The organism is Microcoleus anatoxicus, assembly GCF_042465725.1.
In the GTDB taxonomy this organism is placed as follows: Bacteria; Cyanobacteriota; Cyanobacteriia; order Cyanobacteriales; family Microcoleaceae; genus Microcoleus; species Microcoleus anatoxicus.
The window spans coordinates 5,905,175-5,922,026 of the sequence record NZ_CP120853.1; the positions used below are offsets into that span (position 1 = coordinate 5,905,175).

The window sequence follows — 16,852 nt, forward strand, 5'->3', positions numbered from 1 at the left end:
ACTATGTCACTGTATGATGAAGATACGTTTGTAGTGTTAGAAACAAATCAGCCAGAGCAGTTTTTGACCGTTGCGGAATTATTAGAAAAGCTCAGAGTTATTTTAGCATCTCCCCAGGAAGAGTTGCCCCCTGATGTCCAAAAAATATCTTCTGTGGAAGAGCAAGCCAAGTATTTAATTAACACTTATTGTGAATTAGATGTTGGTCCTGGAAAGTTTTTGCAGTGGTACGCAGTCCGTTTGGAAAAGTAAAATTTGTTATTTTAACTATTCTTCCAACTGTTGCACGGCTGATACTTCAACTGCGGTAACATCTATCGTACCGGGCGGTGTCAACCTACTAAAATGACCTTGTTCTACCTTCAAAGGTTCACCGCAGTTGGCACACTGACACTGAGTTTGATTTAAAGCTGTAAATTCATATTGACAGACGGGACATTTACCTTCAACCAAGTTGCGTTTCAGCCACCACTGGAGGCAAAAAAAAGCAACCACAGGTGTAAGTAGCAAAAAACCTACTAAAATAAAAATCGATTTAACTACCCAACCCAAACCCAGTGACGCAAACAGCCACGCGATTCCCAAGAGTATCAGCCAATTGCTAATAGCGGGTAGCTTTAAAGAAATTTTGGGGGTGCCTTGGTTCACGATGGTCTCCTTGGGTGTCTTTGCAGGTAGGCATAGTTCTATCCTAACCAATAAATTCTCAGTCGTCTTGGAGTTAATCTTTCCATTGTACATCCCGAAACGACTATTATATTCTGTTAGATGCCCGACTTCTGAAAGTGCTGCGGGGCTTTGGGTATTCTCACACCAGTTTATCTGGCCCAAATATATTAAAATTTTTTGCGATCGATTGACAAAGGGCTCCAAAACTAAACTCTACTATGGTTTGTTCCCTCAACCAGTGGCGATCGCACCTTTTATCCTCCCCCTGAAGCATTTCTATACAAGCAACTGCTACTGCGTCTTGATTGCGGTGAGGAACTCGCCATCCCAGTTTACCATCTTGGAGCGGCTCGGCTGAACCGTCGGCATCTCCCGCCAGTACGGGTATTCCGCAAGCAAGTGCTTCCAAGTAAACTATACCAAATCCTTCCCAAGAAGGCATCACGTAAGCATCAGCAAGTCGGTAATGTGACGCTAAATTTTCCGTGGGTACAAAACCCGCAAATATTACTCTTTCAGCAACTCCCAAATCTGCTGCAATTTTGGCTAATCTCGATTCATCGTCTCCGCGTCCAATCACTAAGTATTTCACATTCGGGAAAGTTAGCGCTATTTGTGGCAAAGCTTTAATTGTGATATCTACACCTTTGTAACTATCCGTCGATCGCAATCTGGCGACAGTCATCAATACTTTAGCACCAGTCAGATTATATTTTACCAATAAATCCTGGGATTTGGGACCGATCGCAAATAAATTTTCATCGACTATACAAGGGACTAGGTGGAATGTTTCAGGATTTAAGTGATTATTGCAGCAAGTGCGATCGCGCGTATACCTGCTAATAGTCCAAATACTATCAGCTTTGCTCATCGCTATTTGATATTTAGGCGGCAGTGTTTCCCAAACTTCCTTACCATAAGTTAAAATCGTGTAAGGAATTCCTAAAGGTTCGCACAAAGTTTGAATCAGCGGTGCGAGGTTAATGTGACCGCAGAAAACTCGTTCAGGTCGTTTGTGGATTAAGTGAATTAGTATTTTAGCGACAAAATGTATACGACCCAACCAAAGCCTATGAGTTTTGAAGTAATAAAACTTGAGATTTTTTGACTCGAAGGGATTTTGGCAATTTGGGGAATCTCGCAATAAAAAAACGTCTGCTGTTGGCGGAGAATTTGTCCCGGCGCTAACAGACAGGTAAGCTTTCAGAATGTCTTTAACATAGGATTGAATCCCGCCTTCGCTGGAGAAGATTTCTAGGAAGCAGAATAGATAATTTGGCGATCGCATCTTCTATGATTATCAGTGGAAAACTGTCAACTGCTGCGCCCGCTGGCGAGTTCAGCTTCGTCGAAGAGTCATATAAAATCCTCTCTTCATCATCCTGTATTAAACTCTCTCCTCTCTTGCTTCGCGTACTTCGCGCCTTCGCGGTTAAATCATTCCGATACAACCGGAATTGATATCAACTGTCAACTGTCCACAGACACAAAAAACCCCGCCATTGCTGGCTGGGGTAGAAAAATATCAGGGTGCATCTACTAATATGCTGCCAGTATAGCACTATTTGTGGGGTATAACCCCTCATGGGTGACACCCTTGACTAAAAGTTAATGAGAATAAGTTATAGTTAACCCGAAAAATCATTGATAAAACTTGTATTTCCCCTAGTTCTGTTGTTGCTAATTTAGAATTGAAGATTTAGAATAAATCTGTGCTAGACCTAAAATTAATCCGAGAAAATCCCCAAGCTGTCCAAGAAAGCCTCAACACTCGCGGAGGCAACTATGAAATCGAGCCCATCGTGCAACTAGACAAGCAGCAGCGAGAGTTGGAAGGGAAGCGATCGCAACTTCAAGCCCGCAGCAACGAAATTGCCAAACTCATCGGTCAAAAAAGAAAATCGGGTTTACCCCTCGAATCTCCCGAAATTCAAGCATTGCAAGCAGAAGGCAATGCAGTGGGAACAGAGTCCAACGAACTGCAAGCACAAGAAAAAGACCTAAAAGCTCAAATAGAAGCTTTATTATTGCCGTTGCCGAACTTGCCCAGTTCGTCAACCCCCATTGGCAAAAATGAAGATGAAAACATCGAAATACGGCGCTGGGGAGACGAATACATTCCCCAAAATACGGGGATTTTGCCGCACTGGGAAATCGGCGAAAAATTAGGAATACTCAACTTTGAACGCGCTGTCAAAATCTCTCAACCTCGCTTTATCAGCTTAATTGGAGCAGGTGCAGCCCTGGAAAGAGCGATTATTCAATTCATGCTCGATAGGCACACAAAAGCTGGTTATGTAGAAGTAATTCCCCCCTTTTTAGTCAACACTGAATCTCTCACAGCAACAGGTCAATTACCCAAATTTGCCGAAGAAAGTTTTAAATGCGACCAAGACGATTTGTGGCTAATTCCGACTTCCGAAGTTCCGGTTGTCAATCTGTATCGAGGTGAAATCTTGACAGCAGAACAGTTGCCAATTTATCACTGTTCTTTCACTCCTTGTTTTCGCCGGGAAGCTGGTAGTTACGGCAAAGATACCAGGGGATTAATTCGATTGCATCAATTTAACAAAGTTGAATTGGTGAAACTCGTGCATCCGAGTACCTCCGAGGCAGAGCACGAAAAATTAGTTCAGGATGCCGAAGGAGTTTTGCAGGCGCTGAAATTGCCTTATCGGACGATCGAACTATGTACAGGCGATTTAGGTTTCGCGGCGGCAAAAACCTATGATTTAGAGGTGTGGCTGCCTTCTGCGGGCAAATACCGGGAGATTTCCAGTTGTTCCAATGTCGCAGATTTTCAGGCACGGCGAGCAAATATTCGCTTTAAAGAAGCGGGCAAAAAAGGCACTCAATTCGTGCACGCGCTCAACGGTTCGGGTTTAGCTGTGGGGCGTACAATGGCGGCAATTTTGGAGAATTATCAGCAGCCAGACGGGACTGTAAAAGTGCCGGAAGTCCTCCAATCCTATTTGGGACGAGAGGTGTTATAAATTGGTTGGTAGTGAGCACTAAAGGGGTGCATCTCAATGAGTGCAAATATATTCGTAGGGGCGAAGCATGACCGCAGACAATTTATTAGCGATCGCCAGAGATTTACAGCGGTCATGCTTCGCCCTTACACAATCGAGATGCTCCCGACTAAAGTCTTCACTACCAACTGGGAAGAAATATTTTAATGCTTATTATAGTAGTCGCAAAACATCTAAAACCCCAACTCCTTGCATAAGTTGGGGTTCTAGATTTAGTATTCATTTTCAATTTTTTCGTTATTCTAGATGATTGACAATTATTTTTACCAGTTAAGCTGCAACTGTGTTGGAGTTGGACGCTGCTATCGGTAAATTCTGATTCACCACTACCCACTTGCCTGTCATGGGATCGCGGTAAGTAATAAAGGGATTAGATTTCAATGGTTTAGTCGCTGAGGTTAAAAGCATTTTGATACACTCCTAAGAACCGATCCTGAATCAAAAAATAACTTGATATTTATGATAATCGCAGATTTTGAATTAAATACGTGTGATTAATACCTCAAAAAAATGTGATAAATTTTACACTTTTAGGTGATATATCGCACAGGCTTAATGCGATCTATTACCGCTTTTTTAGTGATAGATGTCACTTGTTAAAAAAACGAAAATTAAAGTTAGCTTATAGGCGATCGCTTTTAACTTCGACAGTGCCACTATTTTAACTGTACATCTGATATAACTAAGTAAGGTAAAGATGTTTATCAGAGATCCCCCTCACAAACCTATGGTGCTATTTGGATTTGGCAAAAAGTCGAGCCTGCCCTCTCCCCAGGACGCATTGCCGGGACGGGCAGAGTCGATGCCGGTACCGGCAACTCACTTTGTTAACGGCAATCCGCTCAAACCTCCTTTTCCCAACGGCATGGAAACTGCTATGTTTGGTCTGGGCTGTTTTTGGGGAGCCGAACGCAAGTTTTGGCAGCAAGATGGAGTTTTTTCAACCGCCGTTGGTTATGCGGCTGGGATTACTCCAAATCCTACTTACAACGAGGTTTGTAGCGGGATGACGGGACACAATGAAGTGGTTCTGGTTGTGTTCGACCCCCAAAAAGTTAGTTACGAAACGCTGCTCAAAGTTTTTTGGGAAAGTCACAATCCGACTCAAGGAATGCGTCAGGGAAATGATTCTGGCACTCAGTATCGATCGGGAATTTACACTTATTCAGCTACCCAAAAGCAGCTAGCCGAAGCATCGCGGGATGCTTACCAGCAAGCTCTCAAGGCAGCAGGTTACGGCAATATTACTACTGAGATTATTGACGCTCCTGAGTTTTATTACGCAGAAAGCTATCATCAGCAGTATCTGGCTAAAAACCCTAACGGCTATTGCGGTTTGGGCGGTACAAAGGTTTGTTTGCCTGCAATGTCTCAAGTTTAAAAAATTTAAGCTGAGATTGAGGCTGATTTTTGTCAACAGGCAAGATGCCTGTTCCACAATCTAGAAAAAATTATTGTGGGGCGGGTATCTTCTCTGTTACCAAAAGGTAAATGGGCTAGTTAAAAACAGGTGAAAAATGCTGGCTGCTGTCATAATCATCAATGTATTCATATCTTTGGTTGGCTTTTATATAGCCTGGAAAATATGGCGAATGGGTAGGACGATCGCACTTTGTGAAGCGAGAATCACCGCCCTGGAGCGGTGTAGCACCAATGTCCTTGCCAAATCACCTAATTTCTTTGCTAGAAAGCAACAAGGTGCTCACCAGTTGCGGCGAAATTATCAACAACTGGAATGGCAACTTCAACAACTTCAGCAACTTTTGGGATTGCTAGGTTTGGGGCGAATGCTTTGGCGGCGGCGCGATCGACCATTAAGGTAGTCAGAAATTATTATATTTGTAGCTGGTAAAAGTATACTTTGGGAGGTCGCGATCGCAATGTCAAATAAACGTTCAGGATTATTTATTGGTGGCTTGCTGGTGGGTTCGGCCATCGGGGCTCTGACGGGCTTGCTGATGGCACCGAGAACGGGCAAGCAGACGCGGCAGATTTTGAAAAAATCGGCGGATGCTTTGCCGGAGTTGGCCGAAGATTTATCAACTAGCGTACAATTGCAAGCCGATCGACTTTCGGAATCGGCCCTGCTCCATTGGGACGAAACTTTGATTAGACTTAAAGAGGCGATCGCCGCCGGTTTGGAGGCGACTCAACGGGAACGCCAAACACTCTCGGAAACTGAAGCCACAGAGACTTCCCCGTCGCCGGAGCACCGCTAATTCCACAACCGTTCGGGACTACCTTTGGGACTGATCCCACAATCAAGTAAAATTAGACCCACATATAAATTCCCAAACCCCCAATCCGAGATTTCAGTGCGCGAACCCATCTTTTGGTTAGGACTTTCGATTTTGCTAGTGGCAGTCAGTTTAACGGCTGTGTTAGTGACTCTCATACCTGCGGTGCAAGCCTTGACGCGGGCTGCGCACAGCGTGGAAAAGCTCGCTGATACCCTTTGTCGTGAATTTCCGCCGACTTTGGATGCCATTAGGTTAACGGGGCTGGAAATTAGCGAATTGACGGATGATGTTAGTGAAGGGGTGCAAAGTGCGGGGGAAGTTGTCAAGCAAGTCGATCGCAGTCTTGGTACTGCCAAAAAGCAAGCGCACAATGTCCAAGTTACAACTCGTAGCCTGGTGACTGGGGTTAAGGCTGCTTGGAAAACTTTAACTCGAAAATCGCCGCTGTCTGGGGGTAGGAGTCGAGGGGGCGATCGATTGTCACCCAGTCAAAGAAGTGTAGTTTCGCTGAGGGATTCGGGTTTAGATGACCAATAAAATGGGATACAAGCCTACGGATTCATCGGTGGATCAATAAAAAAATTGATTTCCTGATATAGCAATCCTAAATGAGTCGCAAGTTTTTTACCCCACCCCAACCCTCCCCGAACTCGCGGGGAGGGAGCAAGAAATTCACAAATGATTTAGGATTGCTATAGTAATATCAAATCCTCTCTTCATTGGAATTATTAAACTCTCTCTTCTCTTCCTTCGCGTCCTTAGCGCCTTCGCGGTTAAATCATTCCGATACAACCGGAATTGATATAACCCACATAGAAAGAAGGTCGGTTACTATCAGGAAATCTGGCAGGTCATCACTTTGAAAGTTGACAGCAATGCCACGGGGCATTGCTATACATAATCCTTTTATTCTTCGGTAGTCAAGGCTGAATCTGGCTGCGGGGAATTTCTGTAAAAACTGGCAATAATCGCTACCATCAACCACCACAGCATATTCACTTCTGGTCGATACCAAACTGTATCGAAAAAACCGTGGGCCATCATGCCGACTAAAGTGGCGATCGCCGCTATCAACCAAAACCCCTGATTAGATGTGGGACTTGGGGATTCTTCCTGGGAGTTAAGCTGCTGAAATTGTGCATCCCGCAGATTTTTGATCTGCAACAAACCTTGATTGATGGTGACAGTCAGCAGCCACAGAAAACAAGTCAAACCGATAAAACCAGTTTCTACCGCTATTTCTAGAAGCACCGAATAAGCACTCAAAGCCGTGTATTTCGGCTTCATATACAGTGGATAAACTTTATTAAAAGCAGTGTTACCGGGACCAATGCCGAGAATTGGTCGATCGCGAATCATGTCAATCACCGCAGTCCAAACATTAATCCGAAAATTGTTGCTGCTGTCACCGCGCCCGATAAACATACTCGTCACTCTTTCCCGCAGGGGTGCTACTAAAACTACTCCCAAAATTAACGCCATAGCTAAACCTCCTAACCCCAACGGCAGGGCTAAAGTGCGCCATAACCGAGGCATTAAAGGACTATACCAATACCACAGCAGGATTAAAAACACTACCAGTAAAGCTACAAAACCGATCCAAGCCCCACGGCTGTCGGTGTAGCGCAAACAGGCGCAATTGACGACTAACATGGTCAGTGCCAAAGCTTTAGTTCCCCATCCTTTCCACACAAAAAGTGCTGCTGCACTCAATGCAATTGCCGGTAGCAGATAGGAACCAAGCAAGTTGGGATTTCCTAAAAAACTGTAAACTCGCGTGACATTTGCTTGACTAGAAGTGGGATCGTTCCAAGTAGCTAGGGGTGGCACTTTATCAATCCACTGTCGCACGCCGTAGAAACTGACGATGAGAGAGACGTTCAAAAACACGGCGATTAACCACGATCGCCAACGGGGCGATCGCAATATCCTAGCCATCAATGCAAAAAACAGCAAATACAGCGTTAGCTTCGTCCAGCCTGTAAAAGCTGCTGCTTTCACTGGGGACATGGCGGTGGCGACGGTAGCAATGCCCCAGTACAGGAATACTAGCAGGTGAATCGGTGTCAGGGCGATCGCGCGATCGTCGGAAACCGTCAGCAGTACCCAAAACGCAGCGCCAGCAGCCATCAACACACCCACCAGGGCATTGTTGACAAAGGGGCCCAAACCAAACGTCAAAGCCAGCAATACAAAACCCAGTGGTTCCGCCCATTGCATCAGCCAGCTACTTTGCCGCCAACTTCGCGCATTGCCGATGGCGACATTCAATAAATAACTTCCATTTTGCCATTGTAAAAGTGGGAAGTTTGCTAGAGTTAATTTTTGCCAAACTGAATTCATTTCAATTTAAAATTAGGAATTGGTTATTGGTGATTGGGGATGCCTGGTTATGGGTTATTAGTTATTGGTTATTCGTTATGAGAACAACAAATAAGTAATCACAACTAACTTTACCTTTCCAACAAATCAGTAGCATTGACGCAAGGAAGCGAAAGCACATAGCGATACCCAGATTCTGGCGTTCCTTGAATTGAGAGTTGACCGCCTTGAATTTCCACCAACTGACAGCACAGCAGCAATCCCAAACGCTCCCTATCCCCGTAGCCAGCTAACACTGGTGAGGTATCCGTGGCATTTTCCGCTACCAAAGTCGCCAACTCAGAGAAAGAAAGCTTTAATGGCTGGGAAGCTTGTACTGCTGGCGAATATTGAGATTCGATTCCCAATTCTCTGGTGTCGGAGTTCCCTAGGGAACTCCGACCCGATGCAACTTTTAACAAGTGGTCGGAGTAGAGTTTAGCATGGGGCAAACTTTCTCCCAACCAAGGGTGAAACACCCAAACTCCCATATTGATGCCATCATCTTTGCGAACAACGTGTACTCGAATTACGCTACCTGCCCCAGCAGATTGAATCACGCTAAAAATTAAGTGGTGGAGCATTTGCTGAACTTTGTCTTTGTCTGCCAGCCAAATACGGGGCCCTGGACTGATAGACAGGTTAATTTCTTGCTCTCTTTTAGATGCCGGTTGCGATAGGTTAGTCACAACCTGCTGGCACAAAGTTTCTATATCTATTGCGGTTCGCTTGATGGTGAAACAGGATTCATCCAATTCTGCGAGTCCTAAAATTTCTTCAACTAGCGATCGCAAAGACCGACTACTATCTTGGATTACATCGATATATTCTTTTTGCTTACTTGTCAGGGGACCATAAATTTCTTGGTTCAATACACTGGCCATCCCAATAACTGAAGTGAGGGGAGTCAGCAATTCTTGGGCTAAATAATTCAGCAGTTTTATTTTTATTGAGTTACTAGACAAATTGATAGGTTTGTTACTCATTGCTTATTTTTCTGGGTTATTATCAAGGGTTAATTTTTTAGGGGTGGCTCAGACCTCTTTCCAAAGTTTATCAGGAAATTGGGTTGCGAACCCCGTCCTTATAGGAAGGCTTATTGACTAATGACCCTTCGATGAAGCTGAGCCGGCACCGCTACTGACTAACGACTAATGACTAATGAATTAGCCCTTCTAAAGCTACTTGCAAGTCTTGAGTGAGTTCGGCAACTGCTATTCTGCGACTGGTTTGATATCCCTCGGAGCGATCGTCCACGGATATCGGTTCGCCCACGGTCATTGTTACTTGCTGTTTCCCCAAATGCGGTCGCCCGAAAGGATTTCCCCCTTTGATGCGAGCCAGTACGTCGGACAGTAGTAAAGTTGTTTCGGCAAAGCGTTCTGCCGTCAGTTGTTCTTGTACATATTTGCCCGTAACGGATACGAAGCTTTCTACGAGTCTCATGTGCCACATTCGGAGACTGGCTTCTTCGGCTAGGCGATCGGCTAATCCTCTTTCTAAGGGACAAAGTGCTGCAATATCTTTAATATCTTCTCGATAAATATAGTCCCATCCTGCTTGTTCCAATCGGCGGCATCTGTCGATTAAACTGCCTTTTGGCTTCAAGTTGAAATACTGTTCTGCCACTTGTAAAGCCACATCTAAAAGTGCTTTTAATCTAGAGATAATCACTTCATTGTCCAAATCATTATTGGTGATTTCCGTCATCAATTCTGATACTGCTTTATCGGGATGTGGGGGTAAATCTTGATGATAAAATCTTCGATAAAACTGTTCCATTACTGACAATAAATAACTTCCCAATCGAATTAGTCGTAAATATTGAAATTTGTGATGGTGAATTTCGGAATTCGGATGATTCGTGTCTAAATTGGGAAAATTGTTACTATCTAATGTTGCTAATCCGCAATCAGTTTCTAATTGAGTTAAAAGTTTTTCTAGTTGTTCCCAAGGTGGCTGGACATAGCGGTATTGAATACCAAGTGGTACAATTACCACTTTTTCCGGGCGTCCGGCTTTTCGTAAATCTTCAACGCACCAGAATCCCATTTGAGCAATACCGGGTTCGAGGGGGCTAACTATTTCATTGTGACCGTTGGTGGCGCCTTCGGGAGCGGCGGCGATGGGAAATTGGCTGTTAGCAAATAAATCGCGCGCCGATCGCAATCCAGCTCGATCGATCTTACCGCGAACGATGGGAGTTCCACCGAGCCGAGAGTATAGCCAACCTACACCCGCACCAGCCCAGAGAGGAATTCCGCGATCGTAGATAAAGTGGGAATGTACGGGAAATTTCAGGGGAATCCCTTGTTGGCGCGCCACTTGGGGTACGAGTTTCCACACCAGTTGTCCCAAACAGTAGGGATCGTCTGAGTTGGGGTGGCGGAAGGCTAGTAAGAAGCGAACTTTTTGATTTTGAAATTGGTGAAACAGTCCGGCGAGGGTTTCGACATTTTCCGCTTGAATGTCGCTGATATTTGTCCGAAATCGCAGCCACCAGGGGAGTATTTGCTGACAGCCCTGGACGATTAGGGGGTTGTAGGCTGGAGGTATGAATTCCAGCGGCGGCTGAACTTGGCTAATTGAATTCGGCATTTGAGGATTTGAGATTTGAGATTTTTTGGCTGCGGGAAGGAATGATAGCAAATCCGTTAGCATCGGAATGATTTAACCGCGAAGGCGCGAAGGACGCGAAGAAAGAGAAGAGATTGATTAATAATTCCGATGCCGCCGGATTTGATATAAATTCCTACTCTATCAGGACTTACGTCGAAGGACTAAAGAAAACAGGTTTTTTATCTGTTTCACAGCGCCACAATCCAAAATCTAAAATCCTATTCCGCTGCTTGGAGAATCACTTCTTGGAATTGAATTACATCCGATCGCGGATCGCAATGAGTGACTTTAACTTCAAATCGATCGCCTATTTCGACCGATCGACCAAAGCGCATAGCTAATTCTAAACCCAACTCTTCCAACAAAATCAATCCCAGATTGCTATCTTCCCTCAGCCAGCGCAACATTAAAGCTTCCCAGACTTGATCTGGGTTGCGCCGCAAATATTCCAATCCCCAATAGCGATTGGTTTGGCGTTCAACACTAGAAGCTTCTCTGACTGCTGTACCCAGACACATCACAATGTCCTGCATTTCTTCAGCAGAAAAAGGCTGGGGTTCGCCCCGCAGATGAGCTTTAATTTGGAAATGAGTCAGTAAATCGGTATAACGACGGATGGGAGAAGTAACTTGAGTGTATCCTTCCAAACCCAAACTAGAGTGTCTTCCAGGGGTGAGATTCATTTCGCTGCGGGGCATACAGCGGCGCACAGCACAAGCACGGGCGGGGCCTGCCGGCACAGCTAAAAGTTCTTCCTCTGGTGGGAGTTCTGGCTGGGGCTGATGGCGATAGGGTATGGCTAGGCCGTGAGTTTGACCGTAGCGGGCGGCCACTTCCCCCGCTAGGATCATCATTTCAGCTACTAGCAATCGGGCGGTGGAGTCATCGATCACATAAATGTTGATGTCATCGCCTTTGACTTTGATGACCGATTCGGGCATGAAAATGCTGATTGCACCTTGGGTTTCCCGCCATTTTTGCCGTAGTTTGGCCGCTTCTGCTAGTGCAGCTATTTCCGGTTCTGCTGGGATTCCCAACTCCAGCATCTCGTCTACCTCATCGTAGGTTAAGCGGTAGGTAGGTTTCACCGTGCTGATGTGAATGCTGTAATCTTGGGCTGCACCAGTTTCATCTAAGGTGACGCTGAAGCTGAGAGCGCTGCACTCTTTACCTTGAATTAAGCTCATTGGCCCGGTTGCCAACTCTGGGGGAAACATGGGTATCATCCCCGTGGGCAGGTAAACTGTGGTGGTGCGCTTCCGGGCTTCGAGGTCGAGTTCGTCTCCGGGGGAGAGTAAGCGGGTGGGATCGGCGATGTGTATCCACAGGCGCTGCTGGCCGTTTTCCAGGAATTCTAAGCTGAGTCCGTCGTCTATTTCTGTAGTGCTTTCATCGTCGATGGTGTAAACCTTGAGGTGAGTTAAATCGAGACGACTGGTGTCGGCATCGCTTGGGAGGTTTTCTAGGCAGCGTTGAGCTCCTTCTAATACCTTGGCTGGTAACTGTAGGGGAATTTGGCTACGTCGCAAAAACAGGTTTTCGTGGTGACTCCACAGGCCGAGATCGACTAATAGTTGAAAGGCTGCTTCTGGTGTTTCGGGACGTTCTAGGCTGGCTAATGTTTCTAGGGCTGGGGTGCGGTGTGTTGCTTCTTCTCCCAGGGTGGCAAATCGTTCTAGGGCATCGAGGCGATGGCGATCGCTATTTGCCCAGTCTACACTTTCCCCGACCAGTCGCTGCTTGACTCGATCCCAAAATCCTTGGGCTTCTTGATGTCGTTGCTGTTCTACTTCTTGCTGGTGTTTGATTTCTGCTACTTGGGCTGCGGAACGCGGTTCGTAGCGATCGCCTTTTTGCTTGAAATACAATTTATCTGTGGACAACAGAGAGTAAGCTGCGTAACACTGAGCAGGGGTTTTTTCGGAAAAGAGTAGCATTGCTAAGGATTCGGGGTCCGCTGCTTCTCCGTCCCCTACTAGCAGTTCCCAAGCTACTTCGAGACTGGATGGATCTGAGTAAACTTCTACTTCTTGATGAAATTTTGGGATGTCCGAGGGTTTGTAGGTTTCTCCGGCAATTTCGTAGGTGATTTGTTTCGGCGGTATGCTGTGCGGTTGACCGTTTTCGTCTACCACCACCCAGTTTTTTTTGCCGTCTGGGCGATCGGCAACCGCTAGACGGCGGTCGCCGTGCAGTCTAAATTCTACTAAGGTTCCCTTCTCCACTTGCCAGTTATATAATTTATATTTTAGATTTTTACATGGGCTACTTGTCTGGTTTCGACTTGGGGATTTTAGATTTTGGAGAATTGTATTTTTTCTGGTTAAATCACGTAAAAAACGTTACTTTTGCCTAGGTTTTATGACCGTCCAAAATCTAAAATCTTAAATCCAAAATGCGATTAACCTTCTTGGTTGACGAAGGGCATCAAAGCTACAATTCTGGCTCGTTTGATGCTTCTGGTCAGGTCTCGTTGTTGTTTGGCTGTCAAGCCTGTAATCCGCCGAGGCAGGATTTTACCCCGTTCGGTGACGTATTTTTTGAGTAAATCGACGTCTTTGTAGTCGATCGGATCTCCTGGTTTAATTGGCGATACACGCCGGCGAAAGTAAGTCATTTTTTGGAGAATTGGTAATTGGGCATTGGGCATTGGGCATTGGGCATTGGGCATTGGGCATTGGTTACTAACAAATAACAAATGACTACTGACTACTGACTAATGACTAATGACTACTTGATCTCTTTGTGACCAGTGTGCTTGTTGCAATGGGGGCAGAACTTTTTGAGTTCTAGTCTGGCCGTCGTGTTCCGACGGTTTTTGGTCGTGGTGTACCGAGAAACGCCTTTTGAGCGTTTGCTGGCATTAGTTCGGCACTCAGTACACTCTAGAGTAATTATGATGCGGACGCCTTTAGCCATAATTCTAAATAAATTTCGACTAATTTAAACACAATTTATTATCTTCTCACATTGCTGTGCACTTGGTCAAGCAATCTTTTGACTTTGATGTCTAGGGAGTAGCCACGGCGGGTGCCGACGACGATCGTACCACCAAGGCGATCGTGAAATGCCTGGGGAAATCGGGCGGTGTCGGTGAAAGCAACGCTACAGTCGATCGCCAGGGGTAATAGGAGTAACAAAACGGCGGCATTGGTGGATGTGAGTCCCCCTATACCTAGGAAGGCTAGGGCTGCACAGGTGCCAAGCACAGCCTCGCGTTTCGACAGTTCTTGGAGGCCGGGAGTGCGATCGAGTCTGGGATCGACAATTTTCATGTCCAAAGCCCAGCGGCCGAGACTTTGGCCTTTATTTTTCCTGACGATGGCTACTCGCAAGATTAGCCAGAGTATAACAAAAAAGATGATTTGGACGATCGAATTTGTACCAAGAAGCAAACTGGGTAGCCCAACGGCGATCGTATCAATGCTGAAAGCAGCGGCGCGACGGCCAATGGATACTTTGGGCAGGAGAGGAACTAGATCGGAACTCATGGGCAAAAAAGAATTACTTTAAAGTGCGTAAGTCCTTTTTGTATCATACCTGAAACTTCAGAAGTTATTTCACCCTTTAATAAACGTCATCATGGCTCCCAATATCAATCAATAAAATTACCATTTCTAACAATTCCTCTCCCGATCTTCTACTGATAAACTTTGAACCATGTCTATAATTTCTTGTAAAGTCATCATATAGCATCCTTAATTATTCCAAAAAGTATTAGCAATACCTTGAGTGGCCCTTTCCAAATCAGGCAAATAATTCTCTATAATATCCCAGATTCGATTAAGATCGATGCCGTCTAAATAATCGTGAACTAAAATATTTCTAAACCCCGACAAAGCCCGCCAATCAATATCTACAATACTTGTCTTTAAATCATCCGATAACCTTTGAGTCGATTCTGCCATCGTTTGCAAACGTCGCAAAACTCCATCTTGCACCAAATCATCGCGCATAAAGCGTTCCCGATCGTTGCCAGTATACTCATTTATCTTGTTGATACATTCCAAAATATGCTCAATATAAACCCGATCTCGTTCTAAATTCATAGAGACTTGGCCTCCGCCAAAACCCGATCCTTAATCAAACGACTTAACCCCTGTTCCGTGACAATATCTACCTTACAACCTAACATATCTTGCAAATCCATCAATAGCCCCCCTGGGAACCAAGGCGAAATTTTTTGTAAATCATAATCCACCAAAAGGTCGATATCGCTACTCTCAGTCTCCTCACCCCGCGCCACCGAACCGAACACCCGCACATTAAAGGCCCCATGTCGCAGCGCCACCGCCAGAATATCCTCGCGCTTGGACTGTAATAACTGTTGTAGTTTCATCATACAATTTCCTCAAGCATCAATTTAATTTGAGACTTTAAACTCGGCAACTCATTCTCCACAATCAGCCAAACTAAATCTAAATCAACTCTAAAATACTCATGGACAACCAAATTGCGAAAATCAATAATATCTTGCCAACTTACCTGTGAATAGCGTCTCCTAATATCCTCAGATATCGACCTTACCGCCTCACCAATAGTTTGTAGATTGAATAAAACCCAAGTCTGTACCAACTCATCATCTAAAAAATTCTGCTTTCCCCTGACAGTGTATTTTTCAATTTTTGCGATCGCCTCATCAATATCCTTGAGTCGTTCAGTATCACTTCTCATAACAAAATACAATCCTGCAAAACCCGATCGCGAATTCGATCCTTTAGCCCCTTCTCCGTCACCACATCCACCTTCCGACTTAATAAATCCTCCAAATCTCGAATTAACCGCACAGGAAACCAAGGCGAAATTTTCTGTAAATCATAATCCACCAACAGATCGATATCGCTACTCTCAGTCTCCTCACCCCGCGCCACCGAACCGAACACCCGCACATTAAAGGCCCCATGTCGCAGCGCCACCGCCAGAATATCCTCGCGCTTGGACTGTAATAACTGTTGTAGTTTCATCATACAATTTCCTCAAGCATGAATTTAATATAAACTGCGTAATGTCTCCCAAAGTGCGATCGCCACGCCCCAAATATCCATTAAAGCAAATAGTCATCAGATTTGCCACCGCAGTAATTGCTGCTTTGATTGTTATCAACATTCCTCACTCCTTAATTCCCATGTTTCCCGAATCCCCATCAATAGCTAGTCTACCGCCAGAAATCGAGAACATCCTCGCCGGTAAAGGCAGAATAGTCACCATTGGCGACAGCATCACAGAAGCCGGCAAATACCCCGGAGGTTACGTTTGGCTACTGCAACGCTATCTAAATGGCCTTTATCCCGATCGCGCGATCGAAATCATCAACGTCGGCATCTCCGGGAACAAAGCCACAGATATGCAAGCACGTTTCCAGCAAGATGTCATTGACAAAAAACCCGATTTAGTCATGATTAACGTTGGAGTCAACGACGTTTGGCACGCATTCTTTGACTTCCAAACCCATCAATTTCATCCCCAAGGAAACTTATCCACCGGAGTAGGATTAGCAGAATACAAACAGAAACTCACACAAATGGTGGAAGCAGCCAAAGCAGCAGAAATTCGAGTGGCGCTACTTTCTCCTACTCCCATCCGTGAAGTTCTCGACGGTCCAGAAAACCAGCGTTTACAAGAATATATTATCGCCATGCGAGAAATTGCTTTACAGAATCAATGCTTATTTATTGATTTAAATAAACCTTTTCGGGAAGTGATCGGCACTTTTCAAAGACACGCTGGCAAAACTCTAAATTTGTTAGCAGCAGACGGAGTGCACCCGAATCCATCCGGGTATCGAATCATGGCTTTTAGTATTTTGCGAGGCTTGGGAATACCAACAAAAGATATTGAAAATTGGGAAATCAAGAATTGAATTTCCGAGAGTCGGCGCCTCAGTAAACATAAGTTTGGTAGGGGCGGGTTTTACCAACAATAATTGCCTAA

General features: G+C 45.1%; 22 protein-coding genes. 8 read left to right on the top strand and 14 right to left on the bottom strand.

Translation table 11 applies throughout. The features are described 5' to 3' along the window. Positions 1–3 precede the first annotated feature (3 nt). The gene (locus P2A85_RS25695) at positions 4–252 is read left to right on the top strand and encodes a chlororespiratory reduction protein 7 (RefSeq protein ID WP_377476158.1); all 249 of its coding nucleotides are present in this window, start codon (positions 4–6) and stop codon (positions 250–252) included. A 15-nt stretch (positions 253–267) separates the two neighbouring features. On the opposite strand, the gene P2A85_RS25700 is transcribed toward P2A85_RS25695, so the two are convergent. Together P2A85_RS25700 and P2A85_RS25705 are read right to left on the bottom strand one after the other, a co-directional pair. After that, on the bottom strand, positions 268–648 hold the full coding sequence (locus P2A85_RS25700) for a DUF2614 family zinc ribbon-containing protein (RefSeq protein ID WP_377476159.1): 381 nt from the start codon (positions 646–648) through the stop codon (positions 268–270). 160 nt (positions 649–808) lie between these two features. Next, positions 809–1,957: a glycosyltransferase family 4 protein gene (locus tag P2A85_RS25705; protein ID WP_377476160.1), complete on the bottom strand. Its 1,149-nt coding sequence runs from the start codon at positions 1,955–1,957 to the stop codon at positions 809–811. Positions 1,958–2,381: 424 nt separating this feature from the next. Here P2A85_RS25705 and serS point away from each other — a divergent pair, with 424 nt between their 5' ends. Together serS and P2A85_RS25715 are read left to right on the top strand one after the other, a co-directional pair. After that, the gene (serS, locus tag P2A85_RS25710; RefSeq protein ID WP_377476161.1) at positions 2,382–3,662 is read left to right on the top strand and encodes a serine--tRNA ligase; all 1,281 of its coding nucleotides are present in this window, start codon (positions 2,382–2,384) and stop codon (positions 3,660–3,662) included. A 36-nt stretch (positions 3,663–3,698) separates the two neighbouring features. After that, positions 3,699–3,848 carry a hypothetical protein gene (locus P2A85_RS25715; RefSeq protein WP_377476162.1) on the top strand — a complete coding sequence of 50 codons (150 nt, stop codon included), beginning with the start codon at positions 3,699–3,701 and terminating at the stop codon, positions 3,846–3,848. Positions 3,849–3,971: 123 nt separating this feature from the next. Here P2A85_RS25715 and P2A85_RS25720 read toward each other — a convergent pair whose 3' ends face one another. Further along, positions 3,972–4,109 carry a hypothetical protein gene (locus P2A85_RS25720; protein ID WP_341734534.1) on the bottom strand — a complete coding sequence of 46 codons (138 nt, stop codon included), beginning with the start codon at positions 4,107–4,109 and terminating at the stop codon, positions 3,972–3,974. A 319-nt stretch (positions 4,110–4,428) separates the two neighbouring features. On the opposite strand from P2A85_RS25720, the gene msrA reads away from it, so the two are divergent. The 4 genes from msrA to P2A85_RS25740 all read left to right on the top strand — a co-directional run bounded on the left by msrA (position 4,429) and on the right by P2A85_RS25740 (position 6,478). Further along, on the top strand, positions 4,429–5,082 hold the full coding sequence (msrA, locus tag P2A85_RS25725; RefSeq protein ID WP_377476163.1) for a peptide-methionine (S)-S-oxide reductase MsrA: 654 nt from the start codon (positions 4,429–4,431) through the stop codon (positions 5,080–5,082). 136 nt (positions 5,083–5,218) lie between these two features. Then, entirely contained in the window at positions 5,219–5,524 is a 306-nt protein-coding gene (locus P2A85_RS25730) for a hypothetical protein (RefSeq protein WP_341736561.1), read from the top strand. Positions 5,525–5,581: 57 nt separating this feature from the next. Next, positions 5,582–5,920, top strand: coding sequence for a YtxH domain-containing protein (locus tag P2A85_RS25735; RefSeq protein ID WP_377476164.1), 339 nt, complete (start codon positions 5,582–5,584; stop codon positions 5,918–5,920). 96 nt (positions 5,921–6,016) lie between these two features. Beyond that, on the top strand, positions 6,017–6,478 hold the full coding sequence (locus P2A85_RS25740) for a DUF948 domain-containing protein (RefSeq protein WP_377476165.1): 462 nt from the start codon (positions 6,017–6,019) through the stop codon (positions 6,476–6,478). A gap of 369 nt (positions 6,479–6,847) precedes the next feature. Here P2A85_RS25740 and P2A85_RS25745 read toward each other — a convergent pair whose 3' ends face one another. The 11 genes from P2A85_RS25745 to P2A85_RS25795 all read right to left on the bottom strand — a co-directional run bounded on the left by P2A85_RS25745 (position 6,848) and on the right by P2A85_RS25795 (position 15,885). Then, on the bottom strand, positions 6,848–8,284 hold the full coding sequence (locus P2A85_RS25745) for an IctB family putative bicarbonate transporter (protein WP_377476166.1): 1,437 nt from the start codon (positions 8,282–8,284) through the stop codon (positions 6,848–6,850). A 110-nt stretch (positions 8,285–8,394) separates the two neighbouring features. Beyond that, entirely contained in the window at positions 8,395–9,288 is an 894-nt protein-coding gene (locus P2A85_RS25750) for a sensor histidine kinase (protein ID WP_377476167.1), read from the bottom strand. A gap of 172 nt (positions 9,289–9,460) precedes the next feature. After that, complete coding sequence (locus tag P2A85_RS25755; RefSeq protein ID WP_377476168.1) at positions 9,461–10,900, bottom strand: 1-acyl-sn-glycerol-3-phosphate acyltransferase; 1,440 nt, start codon at positions 10,898–10,900, stop codon at positions 9,461–9,463. A 239-nt stretch (positions 10,901–11,139) separates the two neighbouring features. Next, complete coding sequence (locus P2A85_RS25760; RefSeq protein WP_377476169.1) at positions 11,140–13,146, bottom strand: ribonuclease catalytic domain-containing protein; 2,007 nt, start codon at positions 13,144–13,146, stop codon at positions 11,140–11,142. A 176-nt stretch (positions 13,147–13,322) separates the two neighbouring features. Continuing rightward, positions 13,323–13,538 carry a 30S ribosomal protein S18 gene (gene rpsR / locus P2A85_RS25765; RefSeq protein WP_006631377.1) on the bottom strand — a complete coding sequence of 72 codons (216 nt, stop codon included), beginning with the start codon at positions 13,536–13,538 and terminating at the stop codon, positions 13,323–13,325. A gap of 113 nt (positions 13,539–13,651) precedes the next feature. Next, on the bottom strand, positions 13,652–13,840 hold the full coding sequence (gene rpmG, locus P2A85_RS25770; protein WP_265238844.1) for a 50S ribosomal protein L33: 189 nt from the start codon (positions 13,838–13,840) through the stop codon (positions 13,652–13,654). 38 nt (positions 13,841–13,878) lie between these two features. Beyond that, complete coding sequence (locus tag P2A85_RS25775) at positions 13,879–14,412, bottom strand: RDD family protein (protein ID WP_377476170.1); 534 nt, start codon at positions 14,410–14,412, stop codon at positions 13,879–13,881. A 207-nt stretch (positions 14,413–14,619) separates the two neighbouring features. Beyond that, positions 14,620–14,970, bottom strand: coding sequence for a DUF86 domain-containing protein (locus P2A85_RS25780; RefSeq protein WP_377476171.1), 351 nt, complete (start codon positions 14,968–14,970; stop codon positions 14,620–14,622). After that, entirely contained in the window at positions 14,967–15,260 is a 294-nt protein-coding gene (locus P2A85_RS25785) for a nucleotidyltransferase family protein (protein WP_371119109.1), read from the bottom strand. Before P2A85_RS25785 ends, P2A85_RS25780 begins: the two co-directional genes overlap by 4 nt. Further along, a complete protein-coding gene (locus P2A85_RS25790; protein ID WP_377476172.1) occupies positions 15,260–15,595 on the bottom strand; it encodes a DUF86 domain-containing protein in 336 nt (111 codons plus the stop codon). Before P2A85_RS25790 ends, P2A85_RS25785 begins: the two co-directional genes overlap by 1 nt. Then, positions 15,592–15,885, bottom strand: coding sequence for a nucleotidyltransferase family protein (locus P2A85_RS25795; RefSeq protein ID WP_341736591.1), 294 nt, complete (start codon positions 15,883–15,885; stop codon positions 15,592–15,594). The genes P2A85_RS25790 and P2A85_RS25795 overlap by 4 nt, the downstream gene beginning before the upstream one ends. A 41-nt stretch (positions 15,886–15,926) precedes the next feature. On the opposite strand from P2A85_RS25795, the gene P2A85_RS25800 reads away from it, so the two are divergent. Then, on the top strand, positions 15,927–16,781 hold the full coding sequence (locus P2A85_RS25800) for an SGNH/GDSL hydrolase family protein (RefSeq protein WP_377476173.1): 855 nt from the start codon (positions 15,927–15,929) through the stop codon (positions 16,779–16,781). Positions 16,782–16,852 lie beyond the last annotated feature (71 nt).

Bases quoted from the DNA above. Each gene is read 5' to 3' on its own strand.
- P2A85_RS25695 (WP_377476158.1), top strand. From the start codon at position 4: ATGTCACTGTATGATGAAGATACGTTTGTAGTGTTAGAAACAAATCAG.
- P2A85_RS25705 (WP_377476160.1), bottom strand. From the start codon at position 1,957: ATGCGATCGCCAAATTATCTATTCTGCTTCCTAGAAATCTTCTCCAGC.
- P2A85_RS25715 (WP_377476162.1), top strand. From the start codon at position 3,699: ATGAGTGCAAATATATTCGTAGGGGCGAAGCATGACCGCAGACAATTT.
- P2A85_RS25720 (WP_341734534.1), bottom strand. From the start codon at position 4,109: ATGCTTTTAACCTCAGCGACTAAACCATTGAAATCTAATCCCTTTATT.
- msrA (WP_377476163.1), top strand. From the start codon at position 4,429: ATGGTGCTATTTGGATTTGGCAAAAAGTCGAGCCTGCCCTCTCCCCAG.
- P2A85_RS25730 (WP_341736561.1), top strand. From the start codon at position 5,219: ATGCTGGCTGCTGTCATAATCATCAATGTATTCATATCTTTGGTTGGC.
- P2A85_RS25735 (WP_377476164.1), top strand. From the start codon at position 5,582: ATGTCAAATAAACGTTCAGGATTATTTATTGGTGGCTTGCTGGTGGGT.
- P2A85_RS25745 (WP_377476166.1), bottom strand. From the start codon at position 8,284: ATGAATTCAGTTTGGCAAAAATTAACTCTAGCAAACTTCCCACTTTTA.
- P2A85_RS25750 (WP_377476167.1), bottom strand. From the start codon at position 9,288: ATGAGTAACAAACCTATCAATTTGTCTAGTAACTCAATAAAAATAAAA.
- P2A85_RS25755 (WP_377476168.1), bottom strand. From the start codon at position 10,900: ATGCCGAATTCAATTAGCCAAGTTCAGCCGCCGCTGGAATTCATACCT.
- rpsR (WP_006631377.1), bottom strand. From the start codon at position 13,538: ATGACTTACTTTCGCCGGCGTGTATCGCCAATTAAACCAGGAGATCCG.
- rpmG (WP_265238844.1), bottom strand. From the start codon at position 13,840: ATGGCTAAAGGCGTCCGCATCATAATTACTCTAGAGTGTACTGAGTGC.
- P2A85_RS25775 (WP_377476170.1), bottom strand. From the start codon at position 14,412: ATGAGTTCCGATCTAGTTCCTCTCCTGCCCAAAGTATCCATTGGCCGT.
- P2A85_RS25780 (WP_377476171.1), bottom strand. From the start codon at position 14,970: ATGAATTTAGAACGAGATCGGGTTTATATTGAGCATATTTTGGAATGT.
- P2A85_RS25785 (WP_371119109.1), bottom strand. From the start codon at position 15,260: ATGAAACTACAACAGTTATTACAGTCCAAGCGCGAGGATATTCTGGCG.
- P2A85_RS25790 (WP_377476172.1), bottom strand. From the start codon at position 15,595: ATGAGAAGTGATACTGAACGACTCAAGGATATTGATGAGGCGATCGCA.
- P2A85_RS25795 (WP_341736591.1), bottom strand. From the start codon at position 15,885: ATGAAACTACAACAGTTATTACAGTCCAAGCGCGAGGATATTCTGGCG.
- P2A85_RS25800 (WP_377476173.1), top strand. From the start codon at position 15,927: ATGTCTCCCAAAGTGCGATCGCCACGCCCCAAATATCCATTAAAGCAA.